The 19,932-nt window shown below is 59.9% G+C and carries 21 protein-coding genes; 13 read left to right on the forward strand and 8 right to left on the reverse strand.

The annotated features are described in order from the left end of the window. Positions 1-12: 12 nt before the first annotated feature. Both ACB035_RS08480 and ACB035_RS08485 read left to right on the forward strand, forming a co-directional pair. The gene (locus ACB035_RS08480; RefSeq protein ID WP_371167067.1) at positions 13-567 is read left to right on the forward strand and encodes a cysteine hydrolase family protein; all 555 of its coding nucleotides are present in this window, start codon (positions 13-15) and stop codon (positions 565-567) included. Positions 568-604: 37 nt separating this feature from the next. Then, positions 605-988: a hypothetical protein gene (locus tag ACB035_RS08485; RefSeq protein WP_371167068.1), complete on the forward strand. Its 384-nt coding sequence runs from the start codon at positions 605-607 to the stop codon at positions 986-988. Positions 989-1,075: 87 nt separating this feature from the next. Here the strand turns inward: ACB035_RS08485 and hutZ are convergent, their stop codons facing one another. Further along, on the reverse strand, positions 1,076-1,633 hold the full coding sequence (gene hutZ, locus ACB035_RS08490) for a heme utilization protein HutZ (protein WP_005335257.1): 558 nt from the start codon (positions 1,631-1,633) through the stop codon (positions 1,076-1,078). Beyond that, positions 1,630-2,142, reverse strand: a complete 513-nt coding sequence (gene hutX, locus ACB035_RS08495) for a heme utilization cystosolic carrier protein HutX (RefSeq protein ID WP_005362516.1) — start codon at positions 2,140-2,142, stop codon at positions 1,630-1,632. The genes hutZ and hutX overlap by 4 nt, the downstream gene beginning before the upstream one ends. Positions 2,143-2,312: 170 nt before the next feature. Between hutX and ACB035_RS08500 the strand changes: the two genes are divergently transcribed. The 5 genes from ACB035_RS08500 to pepE all read left to right on the forward strand — a co-directional run bounded on the left by ACB035_RS08500 (position 2,313) and on the right by pepE (position 7,589). After that, on the forward strand, positions 2,313-3,164 hold the full coding sequence (locus ACB035_RS08500) for a hemin ABC transporter substrate-binding protein (protein ID WP_058058227.1): 852 nt from the start codon (positions 2,313-2,315) through the stop codon (positions 3,162-3,164). Next, a complete protein-coding gene (locus ACB035_RS08505; RefSeq protein ID WP_371167069.1) occupies positions 3,161-4,192 on the forward strand; it encodes a FecCD family ABC transporter permease in 1,032 nt (343 codons plus the stop codon). The genes ACB035_RS08500 and ACB035_RS08505 overlap by 4 nt, the downstream gene beginning before the upstream one ends. Positions 4,193-4,203: 11 nt before the next feature. After that, on the forward strand, positions 4,204-5,016 hold the full coding sequence (locus ACB035_RS08510; protein WP_371167070.1) for a heme ABC transporter ATP-binding protein: 813 nt from the start codon (positions 4,204-4,206) through the stop codon (positions 5,014-5,016). A 230-nt stretch (positions 5,017-5,246) separates the two neighbouring features. Further along, complete coding sequence (locus tag ACB035_RS08515) at positions 5,247-6,608, forward strand: endonuclease/exonuclease/phosphatase family protein (RefSeq protein ID WP_371167071.1); 1,362 nt, start codon at positions 5,247-5,249, stop codon at positions 6,606-6,608. Between the two features lie 243 nt (positions 6,609-6,851). Further along, positions 6,852-7,589, forward strand: a complete 738-nt coding sequence (gene pepE / locus ACB035_RS08520; protein ID WP_371167072.1) for a dipeptidase PepE — start codon at positions 6,852-6,854, stop codon at positions 7,587-7,589. A 120-nt stretch (positions 7,590-7,709) separates the two neighbouring features. Here the strand turns inward: pepE and ACB035_RS08525 are convergent, their stop codons facing one another. The 3 genes from ACB035_RS08525 to dnaB all read right to left on the reverse strand — a co-directional run bounded on the left by ACB035_RS08525 (position 7,710) and on the right by dnaB (position 10,796). Continuing rightward, a complete protein-coding gene (locus tag ACB035_RS08525; protein WP_058058222.1) occupies positions 7,710-8,129 on the reverse strand; it encodes a secondary thiamine-phosphate synthase enzyme YjbQ in 420 nt (139 codons plus the stop codon). Continuing rightward, positions 8,129-9,202, reverse strand: a complete 1,074-nt coding sequence (gene alr / locus ACB035_RS08530) for an alanine racemase (protein WP_371167073.1) — start codon at positions 9,200-9,202, stop codon at positions 8,129-8,131. The genes ACB035_RS08525 and alr overlap by 1 nt, the downstream gene beginning before the upstream one ends. Positions 9,203-9,401: 199 nt before the next feature. Then, positions 9,402-10,796: a replicative DNA helicase gene (gene dnaB / locus ACB035_RS08535; RefSeq protein ID WP_026035132.1), complete on the reverse strand. Its 1,395-nt coding sequence runs from the start codon at positions 10,794-10,796 to the stop codon at positions 9,402-9,404. Between the two features lie 363 nt (positions 10,797-11,159). Between dnaB and ACB035_RS08540 the strand changes: the two genes are divergently transcribed. Next, complete coding sequence (locus ACB035_RS08540; RefSeq protein ID WP_371167074.1) at positions 11,160-12,020, forward strand: Tim44 domain-containing protein; 861 nt, start codon at positions 11,160-11,162, stop codon at positions 12,018-12,020. A gap of 196 nt (positions 12,021-12,216) precedes the next feature. On the opposite strand, the gene ushA is transcribed toward ACB035_RS08540, so the two are convergent. Further along, the gene (gene ushA / locus ACB035_RS08545) at positions 12,217-13,941 is read right to left on the reverse strand and encodes a bifunctional UDP-sugar hydrolase/5'-nucleotidase UshA (protein WP_199415979.1); all 1,725 of its coding nucleotides are present in this window, start codon (positions 13,939-13,941) and stop codon (positions 12,217-12,219) included. A gap of 268 nt (positions 13,942-14,209) precedes the next feature. On the opposite strand from ushA, the gene ACB035_RS08550 reads away from it, so the two are divergent. The 3 genes from ACB035_RS08550 to ACB035_RS08560 all read left to right on the forward strand — a co-directional run bounded on the left by ACB035_RS08550 (position 14,210) and on the right by ACB035_RS08560 (position 16,016). After that, the gene (locus tag ACB035_RS08550; protein ID WP_064335603.1) at positions 14,210-14,554 is read left to right on the forward strand and encodes a DUF2956 domain-containing protein; all 345 of its coding nucleotides are present in this window, start codon (positions 14,210-14,212) and stop codon (positions 14,552-14,554) included. Between the two features lie 143 nt (positions 14,555-14,697). Then, the gene (locus ACB035_RS08555) at positions 14,698-15,033 is read left to right on the forward strand and encodes a hypothetical protein (RefSeq protein WP_005358483.1); all 336 of its coding nucleotides are present in this window, start codon (positions 14,698-14,700) and stop codon (positions 15,031-15,033) included. A 113-nt stretch (positions 15,034-15,146) separates the two neighbouring features. Then, positions 15,147-16,016: a hypothetical protein gene (locus ACB035_RS08560; RefSeq protein WP_371167075.1), complete on the forward strand. Its 870-nt coding sequence runs from the start codon at positions 15,147-15,149 to the stop codon at positions 16,014-16,016. A 55-nt stretch (positions 16,017-16,071) separates the two neighbouring features. On the opposite strand, the gene ACB035_RS08565 is transcribed toward ACB035_RS08560, so the two are convergent. Then, on the reverse strand, positions 16,072-17,478 hold the full coding sequence (locus ACB035_RS08565; protein ID WP_371167076.1) for a sigma-54-dependent transcriptional regulator: 1,407 nt from the start codon (positions 17,476-17,478) through the stop codon (positions 16,072-16,074). 151 nt (positions 17,479-17,629) lie between these two features. Next, a complete protein-coding gene (fkpA, locus tag ACB035_RS08570; RefSeq protein WP_005335283.1) occupies positions 17,630-18,433 on the reverse strand; it encodes an FKBP-type peptidyl-prolyl cis-trans isomerase in 804 nt (267 codons plus the stop codon). A gap of 118 nt (positions 18,434-18,551) precedes the next feature. On the opposite strand from fkpA, the gene ACB035_RS08575 reads away from it, so the two are divergent. Both ACB035_RS08575 and ACB035_RS08580 read left to right on the forward strand, forming a co-directional pair. Beyond that, entirely contained in the window at positions 18,552-19,520 is a 969-nt protein-coding gene (locus ACB035_RS08575) for a hypothetical protein (protein ID WP_371167077.1), read from the forward strand. A gap of 14 nt (positions 19,521-19,534) precedes the next feature. Continuing rightward, positions 19,535-19,750 carry a SlyX family protein gene (locus ACB035_RS08580; protein WP_005335285.1) on the forward strand — a complete coding sequence of 72 codons (216 nt, stop codon included), beginning with the start codon at positions 19,535-19,537 and terminating at the stop codon, positions 19,748-19,750. Positions 19,751-19,932: the final 182 nt, after the last annotated feature.

Consider the following 19,932-nt stretch of genomic DNA (forward strand, 5'->3'; position numbering starts at 1 on the left):
GGCGGGTACAATATGGATGTGTTACTGATCATCGATGTGCAGCAAGGGGTCATGAAAGAGACCCATCATCAACAACAGCAAGTGCTGGCCAATATCAATCGGGCTGCGGCCCATGTCAGGCAACAACAGGGGCGAGTCATCTATATCCAGCATGATGATCTACCGGGTGTCGAACTGGAACCGGGCACCCCGGGTTGGCAGTTGCACAGTGCGCTGCAGCCAGCCAAGAGCGATAGCCGGGTACGCAAGAGCGCATGTGACAGCTTCCTCGACACCGAGCTCGCGTTTCTGCTGGCAGAACAGTCGGTCGACAGGCTTATCCTCTGCGGCAGCAACACCGATTTCTGCGTCGATACCACGGTGCGCAGCGCAGCCTCTCATGGCTTCGAGGTGTTCGTATTGAGCGATGCTCACTCCACCGCCAATCGCCCCCACCTTGGCGCTCCCCAGATCATCGAGCATCACAACTGGATATGGCGCAATCTCGACCTGCCGAATGGGCGCAGTGTGACCCTACTCACCACCGATGAGCTGCTGGGAGTAACACCCGCCCTGCAGCCGTGCTAATCTGCGAGCCTCGCCTCGTTTCTCACTGGAGTCTGTCGTGCGCCTGTTGTCTGCCACCCTGTTGTTGATTGTTCCCCTGCTGTCGGCCTGCTCCAGCTTGCCCGGACAGAAGTATGACGGGCCGGAACCCCTGTTTCTGACCCACATCAACGAGGAGGGGAGCAAGCGGTTCACCTTTGAAGCCGCGCCCAACGACACCTTGCCGCGCGGCCTCTCGGCGGCCCAGAGTCAACGGTTGCTGGAACAGAGGGAGGCGTTGCAGGAGAATCTGCTGACCGAGACCCTGGCGACCAAGCAGTATTGCCGCCAGGGCTACATCGTACTGAGCCAGACCTCCTGGAAGGTACGGGGGGAGTGCAACGAAACGGCCACCGACGCCGATCGTCGCGCTTTTACCAACAAGGCCAGCTGGCAGGATTGAAAAGACCGGATGAAATAATGCAATAAAAACGGGCAGCCCAGTGGCTGCCCGTTTTGTTATGACGGCTGTCGTGGTCGACAGGGATCGTCAGACCGGCGCATCGGCCGGGCTGGTGAGCTCGGCACCGTTGTCGATGCGCTTGTGCCCTTCAACCAGATGGACGAAATCCACCAGCTCGTCACCGGAGACCGCGAACGCCTGGCCGAAGCCCTTGACGAACAGCCCCTGTTCCGGCTTGAGGCGGAACAGTTTGAAATCCTTGAGGTTGGAGAGACCCTTGATGATCTCGCCAAAACGACCTTCCAGTGCCGCCACCGCCTTGCTCCAGCGAGCGTCGTCACGGGCAACGACTTCAGCCACCGCATCGAAGGTCAAGCGCTTGCGGGCAAACAGCTCGCGGGCACCGCTCTCATCCTCGATCAGCATCAGGGATACCCGGGGCACCTGTTGCAGGTTGCGGGCGTGGCGAGCGATCTCGGAGATCAGCACATAGTAGCCATCTTCCTGCAGCACGAACGGGGCATAGCTGGCGTTGGGATTGCCTTCGCCATCGACGGTGGCAAGCTGCAGGGTGCGGCAGCTGTCGCGAAACTCGCGGATCTCCGGTTGCAGGCGGTTCTGCAGACGCTCCTGACGTTCACTCATGCTTTGACTTCCTCTTGAGAGTTGTGGCGCAGCGCCATGAAACGGGTGACCTGATCGGCCAGCAGCTGGCGTTTCTCGTCGCGACCCAGATAGACCTTGAAAATGCAGCGGCCGGAGTGACCGAAGAACTGGAAGGAGTGCCCCTCCTTGCCCATGAACAGCTTGCTGACCAGCGCAATCCCCGCCACGTTGTCGAGCTTGAGGTGACCATGCAGCTCACCGTCGCGGCCCATCAGGTTGTAGTAACCGCGTGCGTCCTTGCCTTTCGGGAAGGGGGCTTTTACCTCGAAGATGGAACCTTCTGATTCGACGATGGTGGTCACCGGGCCCCAGTCGGCCAGATCTTCCAGCAGACCTTGTGCGCGATCGGCGGGCAGCAGGGTCACCAGCTCGGCGGGCAGATGGCGAACCACCTCCCATTCGCTGATGGCAAGCTGGGCCGCCAGGGTGGACGGATGAGCGCCGGGATCCTGCTCCAGCAGCGCGTGAATGCGTTGTGCAATGCTCATGTTTTCTCCCTCTGCGGGACCAGGTCGTCCCGCTGTTTATCATGGCGGCTACTCTAATAAAGCACTGGAATCAATGCAATTGATAATTGCTATCATTATCAGTGCATTTTTTCCAAAGCCTTGATATTCTCGGCGGCACACCCGTTTCATTCACCCCTTCGGAGGTTAGCATGGGCCGTCGTCTTGCCCTCGCCATCACCCTGCTCTGCAGTTCACTCTCTCCCTTCTCTGCCGTTGCCGCCGACGGACAGAAAGAGCGTATCGTCAGTATCGGCCCGGCCACTACAGAACTCATTCTGGCCCTTGGCGGTGAATCGAGCCTGATCGCCACCGATGTCAGCAGCCCCTTGCCAAAAGGGTTGCCCAAGGTGGGTTATCACCGGGCACTGGCCGCCGAAGGGATCCTGAGCCTATCCCCCACCCGACTGGTGGGCAGCGACGAGATGGGCCCGGCCCCGACCCTGGATCAGCTGCGTCGTGCCGGGGTCAAGGTGGAGGTGCTGGATACCGCGCCGACCCTCGCCAACCTCAACCAGCGTATCGACACCCTCTCCAGCCTGCTGGGCGACAAAGCCGCTGGCGATCGCCTGAAGGCAGAGATCCAGGCTCAGACCGATCAGCTGGCGGCGCAAGCCAAACAGAACAAACCGCTCAAGGTCGCCTTCCTGCTGCTGCACAAGGGGCAACCCACCAGCATCGCCGGAGGGGATACAACCGCCAGCGCGCTGATTTCGCTGGCAGGCGGCATCAATCCGGTCGCCGAGTTGCGCAACTACAAGCCGGTATCCGCCGAAGCCCTCATCGAGATGCAGCCCGATCTGGTGCTGGTCAGCGGTCGTGACTGGCAGCAGTATGCCGATCCGGCCAAGGTGCTGGCAGAAGTACCCGCCCTGGCCGCTACCCCGGCTGGCAAGCGCAATGCCATTCACGCCATAGACGGTCACGCCCTGCAAGGGGGCCTGAGCCTCAACTCCCTGCAACAGGCGAACCAGATCGCCCAGTGGATCAAGCAGGGGTCATGATGCGCTTGCCCCTCTCCTGGCTGCTGGCCTTCACCACGGCCGCACTGGCGCTGTTGCTGCTCGGTTCGCTGGCAACCGGCCCCATGACCCTTACCCTGGGCGAGAGTCTGCGGGCGCTGTTTGCCGGGCAGGAGAGCGGGATAGAGTCGCACAAACTGCTGATCGTGCAGGAAATTCGCCTGCCGCGAACCCTGCTTTGCATTGCAGTGGGGGGGATTCTCGGGCTCTGTGGCGCCGTGATGCAGGGGCTGTTTCGCAATCCCCTGGCTGACCCCGGCATCATAGGTGTCTCCGGCGGTGCAGCGCTCGGTGCGGCGCTCGCCATCGTGCTGCTGGCCCCCCTCGGCCAGCAGCTGCAAGCCACCATCGGGGTTGGTCTGCTGCCGCTGCTCGCCTTTCTCGGCGGCGCGCTCACCACCACCCTGGTCTATCTGCTCGGCACCCGTGAGGGGGGCACCTCGGTCACCGTCATGCTGCTGGCCGGGGTCGCCATCACTGCGCTCTCCGGCGCGGTGATCGGCCTGCTCACCTATCTGGCGGACGATCAGATGCTGCGCAACCTGAGCCTGTGGCAGATGGGAACGCTGGCGGCAGGCAAACCGGCCGATGTGGCGCTGGCCCTGCTCACCCTGGCGGCCCTGCTGTGGCTCTTTATGCGCGATGCCAATCCTCTCAATGCCCTGCTGCTGGGTGAAGGAGAGGCACGTCATCTTGGGGTCAATGTGCAATCCCTCAAACGTCGCCTGATTCTGCTCACCGCAGCGGGCGTCGGGGTGGCGGTGGCGGTATCGGGGATGATCGGCTTCGTCGGGCTGGTAGTGCCCCATCTGGTGCGCCTGCTGGCGGGAGCCAACCATGTCAGGTTGCTGCCGCTCTCGGCCCTGCTTGGCGCCGCCCTGCTGCTGGCGGCCGACATGCTGGCTCGCACCCTGCTGGCCCCGGCCGAGCTGCCGGTGGGCATCATCACCGCCCTGCTCGGCGCTCCCTTCTTCATCTGGCTGCTGGTAAAAGGCCGCCGCGCCCTGTGATACGGACTGTTATGCAACCACTCTCATCCTCACTCTCCTCCCCCATGTTGAGCTGCACCCGACTCAGCCTGCGCCGTGGCCAGCGCCAGATCCTGGATGGGCTCAATCTCGACCTCGAGAGCGGCACCCTCACCGCGCTGCTAGGCCCCAACGGGGCGGGCAAGAGCTCGCTGCTCAAGTGTCTGACCGGCGAGCTGGAATATGAGGGTTCCATCACCCTGTTTGGCGCGGATCGCCAGCTGTGGGACAGCAGCCAGCTGGCCCACCGGCTCGGGGTATTGCCGCAAAGCTCCTCCCTCAACTTCCCCTTTCTCTGCGAGGAAGTGGTCGCCATGGGGCGCTTGCCCCACAGTGAACCGGCGGCGCGGCGTGACGAGATAGTAGCGGCGGCCATGACCCATGCCGGGGTCGAGCATCTGGCCAAGCGGCTCTATCCGGGACTCTCCGGCGGCGAGCGGCAGCGGGTGCAGTTTGCTCGGGTGCTGGCGCAGATCTGGCAGGCCCCCTCCCCGACCGAGCAGGCCGAGCAACCCCGCTTGCTGCTGCTCGATGAGCCCACCTCGGCGCTGGATCTGAAATACCAGCACCAGCTGCTCACCATGGCGCGTGCCCTCGCCAGCCGCAATACTGCTGTGCTGGTGGTGCTGCACGACCTCAATCTGGCGGCGCGCTATGCCGATCGGCTGGTGATGCTGGAACGGGGCAAACTGATGGCCGATGGCACACCTGCCGAGGTGCTGACCCCCGAGCTGATTGCCCGTCTCTATGACTATCCGGCACAGGTGATCCACCACCCCGAGAGCGGCCTGCCGATGGTGGTGTGACAAATTCAGAGTGCGGTAACGGCAGGAAGCGCGCCATTCATCCCGGAAACTGCAGCGTATAAACCGGTTTTTCACACCCCATATCGCCCTGCTAACATTCATCATCGCCAGATATGTGGTGTGAATATCCTCACACTTTGCTCAGGCAAAATCCCCGCAGCATCGCCGTCTCCTTATAATGGCGCCGCCTCACAGAAGGCATAACTCATTGATGCTACGGAATAATTACAATGAAGAATATCAACAAGACCCTACTGGCTGCCGCCATCTCCCTCGGGATGCTGGCTGGCTGCAACAGCGACAACGACTCAAAGGCAGCTGATCCCATGGTTCGTTTTGCCACCTTCAACCTCTCTTTTGACCGCACTGCCGCCGGTATGCTGACTGACGAGCTGGCGCTGACCCGCACCGAGCAGGATGCCCTGCTGGCCCGCCTCGCCGAAGGGAGCCTGAGCGGCGCCACAGAAACCAAAGCCAAGAACGTGCAGCAGATCCGCAACGTGGCGGAGATCATCCAGCGCACCCGCCCGGATGTGTTCCTGCTCAACGAGTTCGACAACGACGGCAAAGGCGAGAGCACCGCAGATCTGAAAGCCTTCAACGACAACTATCTGGCCCACGCCCAGCACGCCGAAGTGACGGCTATCAGCTATCCGGTGATGCAGAACTTCGCCACCAACACCGGCCTGATGAGCGGTTATGACCTCAATCTGGATGGCAAGGTCAACAGCGGCCCCGACGATGCCTGGGGCTTTGGCAACTACCACGGCCAGTACGCCTTTGCGGTGATGTCCAAATACCCCATCGACACCAAGCAGATCCGCACCTTCCAGAACTTCAAGTGGAAGGATATGCCGGGCGAGCAGAACCCCATCATCGATGACTGCAACAATCCCAAGGTCAAGATCCCGGCCAGCCGCCAGTGTGGTGATGCCTGGTATTCAGACGCAGCCTGGCAGCAGTATCCGCTCTCCTCCAAAAACCATGCCGATGTGCCGGTACGGATCAAGACCGAGAAGGGGGAAGAGGTGATTCACTTCCTGATCTCCCATCCGACCCCGCCAATCTTTGCCAATGCGGCGCGTCACACCGTCAAGCACAACCGCGCCGAGATCGCTTTCTGGAATGACTACGTCAAGGGTCTCAACTACATGACCGATGACAAGGGCACCAAGGGTGGACTGGCCAAAAACGCCAAGTTCGTTATCGCGGGTGATCTCAACGCCGATCCGCTCACCGGTGACGGTGACCTGACCGCCATTCAGGATCTGCTAAACAACCCGCTGATGAATCAGGCCATCACCAATGGCACCCTGATCCCGGTCAGCGAAGGGGGCCCGGAGTGTGTCAGCAAGGGGACCGACTGCAAACGCAACCTCACTCGCCCCAACCCGGAACGGATCACCAACTCCAGCGTGCTGCAGCTGGATCACGTCATCCCCTCCGCCAACCTCAACGCGGTGAAGAGCGGTGTCTACTGGCCTGCCAGCTTCGAGGCCGGTTATCACCTGGTCTATGATGCGAAACTCGGCATCGCCAAGGGAGTCAGTTCGGATCACCGCATGGTGTGGGTCGATCTCAAACTCGACTAACTCTGCCATGACCCCGCTGCGGCGGGGTCTTTTATTGGCGATGGCAGCGAGCGGAGCGCTGCTTATTAATCCACCACTTGGCAGTGAGTTATCCATCCATAGCTCCTCAATGGCCGTTGAATGGGCCTCGCGATCACAGAACCGCCACGCCAATGGTGGTAGCATGCCTCCTCTTGCCATCCGGCCGCACGGCGGATCCGGTGGCCCTCCCTCCTCCGCTTTCACTTTTTGAGGAACGATTTGATGGAACTGCTTCTGCTTAGCAACGGTAAAGCCAACGAATTTCCGGGTCTGCTCGGCTGGGCCCGCGACCGGGTTCAAAGTCTGCTCGCGCGCAAACAGGTCAAGCGCATCCTGCTCATCCCCTACGCGGTGATCCGCAGCGACTGGGATGCCCGCGCCAACGAACTTACCGAGAGCCTCGGGATCGAGACCATCAGCATTCATCACTTCGATGATCCGGTCGAGGCCGTCAATCAGGCCGACGCCATCTTTATCAGCGGCGGCAACACCTGGCGCCTCAACCAGATGTTGCATAAAAATGGCCTGATCGTGCCGATCCAGCGTGCCGTGCGCGAGCGGGGTGTCCCCTATGTGGGCTGGAGTGCCGGTTGCAACGTGGCGACCCCGAGCATCCGCACCACCAACGACATGCCGGTCTGCAACGCCGCCGTGCTGCCGGCGCTGGGCCTGTTCCCGCTGCAGATCAACCCGCACTATCTGGACGCCAGCATCAGCGGCCACATGGGCGAGACTCGCGACGAGCGTCTGGCCGAGTTCTGCGCCATCAACCCGAGCGAATATGTGGTGGCTCTGCGCGAAGCGAGCCTGCTGCAAATCACCGGAGAAAACGGCAGCGAACGTCTGGAGTACTGGAGTGCCCGCGAGCAGGACTTCAAGATCTTCAAACAGGGTCAGGAGCCGCAAGCCTTTATGGACGCCTCCCCGCTGGCCGAGCTGACCCCCTTCAAGGTCGGCTAAGCCACGCAGAGCGCTTCACTACTGGCAAGCAGATAGCTCGCGAAATCGTAAAAACAAAAGAGGGATGGCTCGGCGCCATCCCTCTTTTTTATCGTCATCTTTCAGCTGGTTGCAGCCTGATTACTCACCCTGCAGGGTCACCAGCACCTTGCGGGCACCGCCATCGACACGATGCTCGCCAAGCCAGATCCCCTGCCAGGTGCCGAGCGCCAACTGACCATCGCGGATCGGCAGTTGCAGGCTCACCCCGAGCAGGGAGGATTTGATGTGGGCGGGCATGTCATCCGGCCCCTCATAGGTGTGGCGATAGTAGGGGGCATCCTCCGGCGCCAGCCGGTGCAGATGAGCCTCCATATCGCTGCGCACGCTGGGGTCGCAGTTCTCGTTGAGGGTGAGCGAGGCGGAGGTGTGTTGCAGCAGCAGGTGCGCCATGCCAATCCGGTAATCCGCCAGCATCGGCAGCTTGGCCACCAGCTCGTCCGTCACCAGATGAAAGCCCCGCGAACGGGGCTTCAACGTCAGCAGGCACTGCTGCCACATCAGACGTACTCCATAAAGACGCGGGAGGTGAGCTTGGTGATGAGCTCGTAGGGGATGGTGCCAATCTCGTCGGCCACCCGCTCCACCGGCAACCCCTCGCCCCACAGTACCGCCTCGTCACCGGCCTTGTCGGTTGCGCCGGGCCCAAGATCTACCGTGCTCATATCCATGGAGACACGACCCACCAGCGGCACGATGCGGCCGTTGATCAGCACGGAAGTGCCATTGGGGGCCATGCGTGGATAGCCGTCACCGTAGCCGATGGCGATCACGCCAAGGCGGGTATCGCGATCCGCCACCCAGTTGGCGCCGTAGCCCACCGGCTCGCCTGCCTTGTGATCCCGCACCGCAATCAGCTGTGTCTTGAGGGTCATCACCGGCTGCAGGTCGTAATCAGCCGCCACCGTGTTGGGGAAGGGCGACACGCCATAGAGGATGACACCGGGACGAACCCAGTCACAGTGGGAGTCTGGCCAGGCCAGAATGCCCGCCGAGTTGGCCATGGCCCGGTCGCCCGCCAGCGGTGCGGTCAACTTGCTGAACAAATCGATCTGCTCGCGGGTAGTGGGCTGCTCCAGCTCATCGGAGCGGCTGAAGTGGGTCATGATGTTGAACGGCTGCACCACGTTCTTGCACTTGCCGAGTCGCTCGATAAAGGCGGGCATCTCGTCGGCCCGTACCCCGAGGCGGTGCATGCCGGTGTCGAGCTTGAGCCAGGCCACCACGGGCGCTGGCAGCTCAACCTGCTCCAGCGCTTCGAGCTGCTCCCAGGTGTGAACCGCCGTCTGCAGGTTGTTGGCCGCCAGCACCGGCAGATCGTCGGCGGAGAAGAATCCCTCCAGCAGCACGATGGGTTTGACCACGGCGCAGGAGCGCAGCATCAGCGCCTCTTCGATACGGGCCACCGCATAGGCATCCGCATCCACCAGGGTGCGGGCGACCGGCAGCAGTCCGTGGCCATAGGCGTTGGCCTTGACCACAGCGATGATCTTGCAAGCGGGAGCGTGGCGCTTGACCACGGCGAGGTTGTGGCGCAAGGCCGCAGTGTTGATTTGGGCAGTAGCCGCTTTCATGGTTTTCCCTTACGAGGGCACAAATGGTCTCCCCCTCATCGGGCAGAAGACCGCCACTCACTTATCGTCGTCGAAGGCCGGACCGGCATAATTGTCGAACCGGGAAAACAGGCTCTGACGGGCTGCCTTGCAGTGAATGGCAAGCGGGTCAGAGCGGTGATGGCAATCCTGACCCTAGGATTGCCATGATTGTTACTTATCAATAATCGTCGTCAAACGCAGGGCCGGCGTAGTTGTCGAACCGGGAGAACTGACCCTGGAAGGTGAGACGCACACGGCCGATGGGGCCGTTACGCTGCTTGCCGATAATGATCTCGGCAATCCCCTTGTCCGGGCTGTCATCGTGATAAACCTCATCACGATAGATAAACATGATCAAATCCGCATCCTGCTCGATGGAGCCCGATTCACGAAGATCCGAGTTGACCGGGCGCTTGTCGGCCCGCTGTTCCAGACTTCGGTTCAGCTGGGAGAGCGCCACCACAGGGCACTGCAGCTCTTTCGCCAAGGCCTTGAGGGAGCGGGAGATCTCGCCGATCTCCAGGGTACGGTTGTCAGAGAGCGCCGGCACCCGCATCAGCTGGAGGTAGTCCACCATGATCATGGATAGGCCGCCATGCTCGCGCGCCACCCGACGGGCACGGGAGCGCACATCGGTCGGGGTGAGGCCGGAGGCGTCATCGATGTACATTTTGCCCTTCTCGAGCAGCAATCCCATGGTGGAGGAGAGACGCGCCCAATCCTCGTCGTCGAGCTGACCGGTACGCACCTTGGTCTGGTCGATACGACCGACCGAGGCGAGCATACGCATGATGATCTGCTCGGAGGGCATCTCCAGCGAGAAGATAAGCACCGGCTTGTCGGCAGTGAGGGCCGCATGCTCGCAGAGGTTCATGGCAAAGGTGGTCTTGCCCATGGAGGGACGGGCCGCCACGATGATCAAGTCCGAACGCTGCAAACCGGCGGTCATCTTGTCGAGATCGTTGTAACCGCTCGATACCCCGGTCACCCCGTTATGCGGGGTCTTGAACAGCTCTTCAATCTTGTCGACGGTCTGCTCGAGGATGAGCTTCAAGGGCTGGGGCCCCTCGTTGGCGCTGGTGCGCTGCTCGGCAATCTTGAATACCTTGCTCTCGGCAAGATCCAGCAGATCGCCGGAGGTACGGCCCTGTGGCTCGTAGCCTGCTTCGACTATCTCGTTGGCGACCGAGATCATCTCCCGCACCACCGCCCGCTCGCGCACGATTTCGGCGTAGGCGTTGATGTTGGCAGCACTCGGGGTGTTCTTGGCGATCTCCACCAGATAGGCGAAGCCACCCGCCTCTTCCAGCTGTTCGGAGCGTTCCAGCTCCTCCTGCAGGGTGATGAGGTCGATGGGGTTGCCCGCGTTGGAGAGGCGGGTCATGGCCTGGAAGATCAACCGGTGCGGACGGCTGTAGAAATCCTGATCGATCACCCGTTCGGCAACCCGATCCCAGGCATCGTTATCCAGCATCAGGCCGCCCAGTACGGACTGTTCGGCCTCAAAAGAGTGGGGAGGAACTTTCAGCTGTTGTGTCTTGGCGTCTTTTTTCGCCGTCACTTGCTCTGCCATACACATAAAAACCGCAGCGGGAAGGGGACGGGAATTTTACAAAAGAAAGCCAACTACGGCGAGCCCTATCTGGCGGCTCATACCATCATAAAGGGCCAAACCAGAGTCTGCTCTACCTTGACCATTTTGATTTTGCTTCGCATTTTGCGCTCCTTGCGACTCAATCTTCTGCTTTTCATCCGGTTTACTCCTCTTGTTTGACGCCGCATCGCGGCAACCTCGTTCATGAATAATTCATGCCAGAGGTGATATTGATGAATACAAGCTGCGACACAATTAGGGACAGGCAGCCTGCCATGCGCCTTGCTGAGCTTGCCAAAGCGGAGCATGCCCCACCCACAGACGAGAGTGAAAAGAGTCAAAATGAAAAAGATGCTGACCCTGTTTGCCGTGATCCTGGCCATTGGCCTGGGGGCACCTCACGCCGAAGCCAAGAAATTTGGCGGCGGCAAATCCTTTGGTAAAAGTTACAAAACTGCGCCGGCCCAGCCTGCGGCCAAACCGGTCGACAACAAGAATCCGACACTGAATGCCCAGACTCCGCCGAAAAAGAGCGGCATGATGGGCGGCCTGCTGGGCGGCCTGCTGGCCGGTGGCCTGTTTGCCTACCTGCTGGGCAGCGGTGCCTTTGAAGGTCTGCAAGGAATGGACTTCCTGCTGATCGCTCTGCTGGCGCTGGGTGCCGTGTTCCTAATCCGTACCCTGCGCAAGGGCAAGGTCGCGACGCCACAGCAACAACAGGCGGCCTATGCGGGCTATCAGCCACCGCAATCCGCGACCCCGCAGCAATTTGAGCAGAGCAACAGCGCACCGCAAGCCACCGGCTTTGCCGACAGCGACGTCCCGTTCCGCCTGCCGCCAGGCTTTGACATGAACAGCTTCCTGGCCGGTGCCCGCGATCACTATCGCACCCTGCAAGAGGCATGGAACAAGAACGATCTGGAAAAGGTGCGCGAGTACGTCAGCCCCGAGCTGTTTGAGCAGCTCAAAGCCGAGCGCGCCGAACTGACTGGCGACCAGCATACCGAAGTGATGTATGTGGATACCCAGCTGGTGCGCGCCGACTACGGCAGCGACTGGGCCCAGGTGAGCGTGCGCTTCAGCGGCCGCTACATGGACCGTCAGGAGCAGGTCGAAGAGGACATCAAAGAGGTGTGGCACCTCGAGCGCGATCTGGCGAAGAACAATGCCCCCTGGCATATCGTCGGTATCGAGCAGCTGTAAGGTTTAGATTGTCACTACGCAAGAGGCGGCCCATGGGCCGCCTCTTTTCATTTCATCCCCTCACCTAGCCTCCTACAGGCGATGGCTATCGTCATTGATGATTGAAGAGTTGTAACCGCTACTCAAACAACGACAAAGGGCAGCCACCGGCTGCCCTTTCGGATCACATCTGGGGGCTATGCGCCCCGCTGACGAATCAGTTGCACCCTTCGGTAGAGGCTGAGTTCAGATAGCTCACCTCATTGCCTGGCTGATAATCGGCCACGTTGATGGTCTTCTTGATCTCGATGTACTCCTTCAGCACGGCAGCATCGACCAAACCGGCGTTGATGGTATCGATCTTCGGATAGCCGTCACCACCGGAGGCGCTGAAGCTCGGGATCGCGAAGCTGTAAGTGGCTGCCGGATCAAACGCCTTGCCACCGATGCTGGTGATATTGACGCTCTTGGCCTGGCAATCCACCGCCATGTTGATACCGCCAAACTGGGCATAACCACCGGTATTGCGGGTCTTGCTTGCCACCTGGCCCAGATAGGTCGCCAGCTCGCTTCCCTTCATGACAGCCTTGTTGACCGTGTTGCCAAAGGGGTGCACCAGCAGCACGCTGCGGTAAGTGATATCACCGGCCGGGATGCTGTCGCGCACACCGCCTGAGTTGACGATACCAAAGTCGACACCCAGCTTGCTGCTGGTCGCCGTGGTGATGAGGCGACCCAGGTTGGTCTGCTTGTTGCGAACCGAGTTGCGATCACCAACCAGCAAGCCATCTGCCGAGCCAATGACGACATTCAGCTCTTGCTGACCTTTCTCCTGATAACCCAGCAGGGTGTTATACAGCTCGGGATCCTTGGTGATCTCGTCCTGTACGAACTGCATCTTGGTCGGGTCCTTGGTTACGGCGCCGTTGGCATCGATCGCCTCGCCCTTAGCGTTGCGCTTGATCAGGTTGACCGGGATCAGGTCATAGCTGGTCAGGGTCAACTTGCCATTCTGGTACTCAAACTGGGCACGGCCCACATACTTGCCCCACTCGTGGGCCTGCATGATCCAGGTGCCGTTTTGCTGGTCCGGTTGGCAGTTATCACCCGGTTTGAAATTGGCGTACTTGTTGGTGGTACCCGGTTCCATACAGACCGGATTCTGGGAGTGGCCACCAATGATGGCATCCAGAGTCCCTGCCGGCAGTGCACGAGCCATCTCTACATCGCCCGGCGCATTGCTGCCGTGCTGACCATTCTCGTAATGGCCCATGTGAGTGATGGCGAAGACCAGATTGGCCTCCTTGTTACTGCGGATCTGCTGGCCCAGTTTGGCCGCCTCGCTGGTCGGGTCGCGGAACTCCAGGGTTTGCACGTTGTTGGGATCCACCAGCTGGGCGGTATCCTCGGTGGTCAGACCCAGTACGGCGACCTTGAGACCGCTCTCCAGCTTGAACACCTTGTAGGGGTCAAAGTAGTGTTTGCCGCTGGCCTTGTCATAGATGTTGGCCGAGAGCATGGGGAACTGGGCCCACTTGCGCTGCTTCTCCAGTACGCTGAGGGGATTGTCGAATTCATGGTTGCCCACCGCCATGGCATCGTAGCGAATGTTGTTCATCGCCATGAAGTCAGGCTCGGCATCCTGCAGATCGGACTCCGGCACGCCGGTATTCACATCACCACCGGAAAGAACCAGTACGTCACTGCCAGCAGCCTTGGCATCGGCACGCAGCTGCTCGACCAGAGTCTTCTGGGCAGCCATACCATACTCATTTTCAGCGTTGTGCCAGAAACGGCCGTGGGTATCGTTGGTGTGCAGGATGGTCAGTTTGCAGACATTTTCGGTGCAGGGTGCAACGGTGTCATTGCTCGAGGTATTACAGCCAGTCAGTGCAGCAAGCACGGCCAGTGCCACGCCACCTTTGATAAAGTTATTATTCATTTCCATATCACCTTGATTGTTTTGTTATTTATCAACCCTGTCCAGCGGGTCGGGCGCCAATATAACAAACAACAGATGACCGTTTTTCATCGATGACTCACAAATTCTGCTAATTGTGATCTTCGGCCCAACATCCGGCTTCCTGCTGATTTATCAGGTTTTTTGTTGAGCAGTCACTCACTTGCTCCCCTCCCGCACCAAGGAGGCGCCACCCGGACGCGCCTTTATGGCATACTCCCCAGCCAGCCATGCCCGAGGAGATGATTTGATGGCCAAGTACGACAAGATTTCCCCCGAGACCCAGCAGGAGGCGATGAAAATTGCCCGTGCCAACCAGAAGCCGGGGCAGACCAAGGAACAGACCCAACTTATCGCACAAGGGATCCAGAAAGGCATCGACGAATACAAGAAACAGATGAAGGCGCGGGCCCGCGAAGCGAGCCGCCAGAAAAAATTGCAGGCCAAAGCCAGGCAGCCACAGGGCGCGCCCCAAATCGAAGAACAAGACGATCAGCTGGAGCTGGTTGAAGTAAGCCATCAGCATCCCCTGCCCTGGATCTTGCTGGTGCTGAGCTGGCTGGGATTTGCTGCAGCCTGGTTCTGGTTGCACTAAGACGCGCTAGCAAACCTTTATCCGGGATCCTCTTCACAGCCCGGGCCCGGGCTGCTGGTGATTACCTGCGAAGAGTGGTTAAATCCCGCGCCTCTTGCACCGGACAACCGGTTTTTTGACGATCAGTTTTCAGGAAAGATGTTATGAACCCCGCTCCGCTCTATCTGCTGGCCCCTTTTGTACTGTTCCTTGTGACCATGCTGCTCTATCGCATTTCGCCGCTGCGGGCGGTCGCCGCCGGCGGGGTACGCTGGTTTATCCTCCCCGCCTTCACCCTGTTTATTTTGCTGATCATCATCAACGGTGCCGCCGATCCCGCCCTGCGTGATCCGGCATTCCACTGGTTGATGCCGGGGCTTGGCTTTGCCCTGAGCCTGTTTCCGGCCCTGCCCAAGGCGCTGGTGCCACGACTCGCCATCAAGGAGGGGGCCTTTGCCGCCCTCGGTCTGATGCTGATGAGCCTGGCCATGGTCTATTGAGCAACTGGCCACAGCCGTTAACATGACTCAAGGGGCGCTCTGTGACGTGCGCCCCTTGTACAAACAATGGCCTGCAGGCATCTTGGTGACAGGATAACCAGCAAGGAGGCCAAATGGACAATCCGCCCGATTTCATGGCGCTGTGGGATTATCAGGATCCCGCCGCCAGCGCACTGCGTTTTCACACCCTTCTTCCCGAAGCGCGCGCCGCCGCCGACCTGCAACTCGAACTGGAGTTGCTGACCCAAATTGCCCGCACCCACTCGCTGCAGCGCCAGTTTGCCGAAGCCCATCAGCTGCTCGACGAGATAGCGCCTCGCCTCACCGACACAACCCCCAGAGCCCGGATCCGGACCTTGCTGGAGCGAGGCCGCACCTTTAACTCGGCGGGCGACAAAGCCAGTGCCAAACCGCTGTTTGAACAAGCCTGGCAATGGGGGCTCAAGGAGAAGGAGACCTATCTTGCCATCGACGCCGCTCACATGATCGCCATCGCCGCACCGCTGGAAGAGCAGAGCCGCTGGCATCAACTGGCGATGGAGCTGGCGGAACGCAGCAGTGACGAGAAGGTGCGTGGCTGGCTGGCCCCCCTTTACAACAATCAGGGCTGGACCCTGTTCGAACTGGGCCGCTTTGATGAGGCGAAAATCCAGCAGCAGAAGTGTCTGGCCTGGCATCTGCAACATAACCAGCCGGCCAAGGCGTTTATCGCTCGCTGGAGTCTGGCTCGCCTGACCCGGGCCCAGGGTCAGCACCAGCAGGCGCTGGCAGAGCTGCACCAGCTCAAGGCCGATATGGCCGAGGCTGGCGAACCTGAGGATGGTTATCTGTTCGAGGAGCTGGGGGAGAATGCCTTGGTGCTGGACGATCCGCTGGCCGCGGAATACTTCTCCCGCGCCTGGTTTCTGCTGTCACAGGACCGCTGGTTCAGCGCCAACGAGGGGGAGCGACTGGCCCGCCTCAAGCGCCTCGCCAAACTCTGATCCCCCAAAATAGAAAGGGCGGCACGCTAGCCGCCCTTTCTGCTGGCAAGATGGTTCAGGCCCGATTGGACTCCTCCCACCCCTGCTTTTTACGGTAAATGGTGGAGGGGCTGATCTCGAGCAGTGCCGCCGCCTTGGGAATGTTGCCGTCACAACTGGCGATGGCCTGTTCGATCACCTCTTTTTCCACCAGCCAGAGCGGACGAATTGGCCCGTTGGCCATGCCGGTGGCTGCCGGAGCCGGTGCCACCGCTGCCGCAATCGCAGTCGGTAGCTGGGGACGAGCCCCATTGAGCGGTGGCGGCAGAATATCCGGGCTCACCAGCTCCTTGTCATTGAGCACCACGATATTGCGTACCACGTTTTGCAACTCGCGTACGTTGCCGGGCCAGGGGTAGTCGAGCAGCACTCGCGCCGCCTCGACATCGAAATCCTTGAAGCGTTTGTTCTCCTCCTTGGCGTAGCTCTGCAGCAGGGTGCGCGCCAGCAGCAGGATATCCTCACCCCGCTCCCGCAGCGGCGGCAGGGTGAGCGGAATGACGTGGAGCCGATAGTAGAGATCCTCGCGAAAACGGCCCGCTTTTACCTCGACCAGCGGATCCCGGTTGGTGGCGCAGATAAAACGCACATCCACCGTCTCGAGCTTGCCGCTACCGACCCTCTGCACTGTGCCGGTCTGGATAAAGCGCAGCAGCTTGCTCTGCAGGTCGAGATCCATCTCGCAGATCTCGTCGAGAAACAGGGTACCGCCATCGGCCAGACTGGCTGCCCCTTTGCGATCCCCCTGGGCGCCAGTAAAAGAGCCCTTCACATGACCGAAGATCTCGCTCTCCATCAAATCGTGGGGAATGGCGGCGCAGTTGAGGGCAATAAAGGGCTGTTCGCTGCGGGGACTGCACTGGTGAATCGCCTCGGCACACACCTCTTTGCCGGTGCCGCTCTCGCCAGTGATAAAGACGGTCGCCTTGCTGGGCGCCGCGCTCTCGATGATGCGATAGACCGCCTGCATCGACATGGAGGCACCGATAAAACCGAAAAACGAGCTGCGTTCGAAATTCTCCCGATAGTGGGCAACCAGCGAGCTCAACTGCTGGTGTTTCAAGGCATTGCGAACGGTGGCGCAGAGCCGCTTGCTGTCAAACGGCTTGGTCAGAAAATCGAAGGCACCGAGGCGCATCGCCTCCACCGCCACATCTACCGAGCCGTGGGCGGTGATCACCACCACAGAGCAGGGCAACTGCTGTTCGGTGATCATTTGCAGAATATCCATACCGGACATATCCGGCAGCTCCAGATCCAGCAGCACCACGGGGGGAGGGCTTGCCAGCAACTGCGCCAACGCCTGTTGACCGCAGTCGGCCAGCACCACCTCGTACCCCTCCTGGCGCAGGTACTGTTCATAGACCACCGCCAGACTACGGGTATCTTCCACCAGCAGGACACGCGATTTATTTTCAGCCACTGGACTCATCCTTGTATTTGATTCTGCGATCTATTTTGCCTTATTTTCGCGCGCAAACCCAACGCCAAGACAGCTCTGTTATCCCGCGATTGCAGGGAATACACAAGTAAAAACGGCTCCTTAAGGAGCCGTTTTTAACTACAAGAAGGGATTACTTCTTGGCGTCGTCTGCAGTCGGCTTCTCGATAGCCAGCAGCTCAACGTCAAACACCAGCACGGCGTTCGCCGGGATGGAGCCTGCACCGTGCTCGCCATAGGCCAGCTTGGACGGCAGGAAGAACTTGAACTTGGATCCAACCGGCATCAGCTGCACACCTTCAGTCCAACCCGGGATAACCTGGTTGAGCGGGAAGGTAGCCGGCTCGCCGCGATCGACGGAGCTATCGAACTTGGTGCCATCGGTCAGGGTACCGGTGTAGTGAACCTTGACAATGTCGGTAGATTTCGGCTTGGCGCCAGTGCCCATCTTCTCGACCACGTACTGCAGGCCGGATTCAGTGCTCTTCACACCCTCTTTCTTGGCGTTAGCAGCCAGGAACTCTTCGCCCTTCTTCAGATTCTCAACGGCGTCTTTCTCGGCCTTGGCCTTGGTCAGCTCGTTGATCTTGGCGTCGTAATCCTGCAGTACCTTCTGGATCTCTTCATCAGTCATCTTGGCTTCTTTGCCCAGACCGTCAGTCACCCCTTTCAGGATCACGGCGTTGTCCAGTTTGATGCCCAGTTCCTGCTGACGCTCCAGGGTATTGGCGATGTAACGACCCATGGAGAGGCCAATTGCGTAGCCAGATTGCTCTTCAAAGCTCTTGGCTTCGGCCTTGGTCGCCTCTGCCGGCTTGCTGGCTTCTGCCTTCACTTCGGCGGTATTGGCCGCAGCAGGCTTCTCGTCTTTTTGGCAAGCAGTCAGACCGACGGCAACGGCCGCCGCCAACAGGGACACCTTCAGAAATTTGTTCATCAGTTTCTCCAAACTCCAAATACCGCTCTCGGTTCCATCGTGAAATGAGAGGTTTATCGTGATAAGCGCCTTATACTAACGCCGTGATCGCAGGTAACAAAAGCGTGAGACCGCAAAAATGATAAAAAGTGCCATTTATCTGGTGAGCCTCTGTTTAATGCTCACCGGTTGCGAGCAGAGCTCCCAACCCAACCAGCAAATGACCCTCGCCAGCACGGGTCTGCTGACCGCAGATCTCTCCAGTGATGGCAAGCAGGCCATCGTCTCCAGCATCAGCCAGGGCATCATCGTCTGGGATCTGGAACAGAACCGTCAACGCTGGCGCTGGAAGCAATCCGACTCTGCGGAAGATCTGGTATTCATTACCCGCTTTTCCGAAGGCAACAGCCATGCCGTCACCGCCACCCCCGACACCTTTGCAACCTGGCGGCTGAGCGACGGGCAATCACAAGGCTACTACTCACTTCCTGAATCCAGGCTGAGGGACATTGCCCTCTCGGCAGATGGACGCAATGTGCTGATCGGGCGGGAAGATGGCAAGGCCGAGTGGCTCGACACCCGAAGCGGCCGTCGCCTGCAGTTTCTGGGGCACACCGAACAGGTCAATACGGTGGATCTCTCCGCCAACGGTCGCTACGCCCTGACCGGCGGCAACGACTACAGCGCCTATCTGTGGGATACCCGTAGCGGGCAGGTGATCTGGCGGTTCAACCATGGTGGCCGGGTGATCATGGCCAGGCTGGAGCCGAGCGGCCGCTACGCCTTCACCGCCGACAGCAGCCGGGCCAGCATCTGGGATCTGAAAACCGGCAAGGAGGTGAGTCAGCTGCAATATGATCACCGCTTCGAGGTCTACACCAGCGCCCGCTTTGCCAACGATGGCAAGTGGCTCATCACCGGCGCCCCTTCCCGTCAGCTCTCCCTGTGGCAAGTGAGCGATGGTGCCCTGCTGCAGAGCTGGCGCGTCTCGCCGCAACCCAAGGTGAAACCGCCCAGCGCAGTGGTCTACGGCGTCGCTTTGCGCGACAATAGCCACCTTGTCAGTGCCAGCTCCAGTGGTCTGGCCGAAATCTGGACAATCAAGTAAGGACCCGAAGGCCCATGAGTCAGCAACTTAACGATCGCATCGAAACCCTGGAAACCCGTCTCGCCTATGCGGAATACACCATAGAGCAGCTCAACGACGAGGTGACCACCCAGGGCCGTGAACTCGATCGGCTCAAATACCAGATCCAGCTGCTGATCGACAAACTGCAAAGCGTACAGCCCAGCCAGATTGCCAGCATGGCCGAAGAGACCCCGCCGCCGCACTACTGAACCGGTGCCATCTCTGCACAGGCAATATGGCTTGGCACCACTGCCAGCCAATAAAAAACCCGCGATAATCGCTAATGCCGATCAGTTAAGGATCCATTGACCGATCCTTCTGTTGTGTGAAAATCCGAAACCTGTTGATTGGTTTCGGATTTTTTATGCGTATCGCTCAAGCTCTCGACTTC

It is taken from the genome of Aeromonas sp. S12(2024) (assembly GCF_041402305.1).
Lineage (GTDB): Bacteria > Pseudomonadota > Gammaproteobacteria > Enterobacterales > Aeromonadaceae > Aeromonas > Aeromonas veronii.